This is a genomic window from Vibrio sp. 1580 (assembly GCF_033340055.1).
On record NZ_JAWOVT010000140.1, the window covers coordinates 1 to 869 of the forward strand.

The 869-nt window shown below is 43.4% G+C and carries 1 protein-coding gene; it reads left to right on the top strand.

Annotated elements, in window-relative coordinates:
• Positions 1-869 (top strand): cell division protein ZapE (gene zapE / locus R7093_RS24585; protein ID WP_318146934.1); only part of this gene is annotated, 869 nt, incomplete at both ends.

Sequence of the window (869 nt, forward strand, 5' to 3'; positions counted from 1 at the left end):
AAACTCTACCATGATATTGTTGAGTTTCAGTCTGCGCCGATCCCTCAACTTTCTAAATGGCAAAAGCTCATGGGTAAAAAGGTCGAGATGCCTCAACCCCCAAAAGGTTTGTACTTTTGGGGCGGGGTAGGCCGAGGTAAAACCTATTTAATGGACGCCTTTTTTGATGCCTTACCTACTGACAGAAAAATGCGCGTGCACTTTCACCGCTTTATGTATCGGGTACATGACGAGTTAAAGCGCTTGGGGGAGGTAGAAAATCCTCTCTCCAAAGTTGCCGACTTATTTAAACAAGAAGCGGATATTGTTTGTTTTGACGAGTTCTTTGTGTCTGACATAACTGATGCCATGATTCTTGCCACATTGTTGCAAGAAATGTTTAAGCGTCAGATGGTGCTGGTGGCGACGTCCAACATCGAACCACAAAATTTGTATCGTAATGGCTTACAGCGAGCTCGTTTCCTTCCTGCTATTGATATGATTTTGGCGCGTTGCCATGTACTAAATGTGGATAGTGGTGTCGATTATCGTCTGAGGACGTTGGAACAAGCCGAAATCTACCATTATCCATTGGATGAGCAGGCTTCTATTAATTTAAATACCTATTATCAGCAGCTTACGGCTGAGCGTAAAAGCGTTGCCCACAAAATCGACATTAATCATCGACAGATTAACGTGATTGAAGCCAGTGATGGGGTGTTACATGCTTCTTTTGAGCAGTTGTGCCAAACCGCTCGAAGTCAAAACGATTACATTGAACTCTCACGTATTTATCACACGGTTTTACTGGCCGATGTTCGTCAGATGAATCGTAAAATTGATGATGCTGCGAGGCGTTTTATTGCTTTAGTCGACGAGTTTTATGAGCG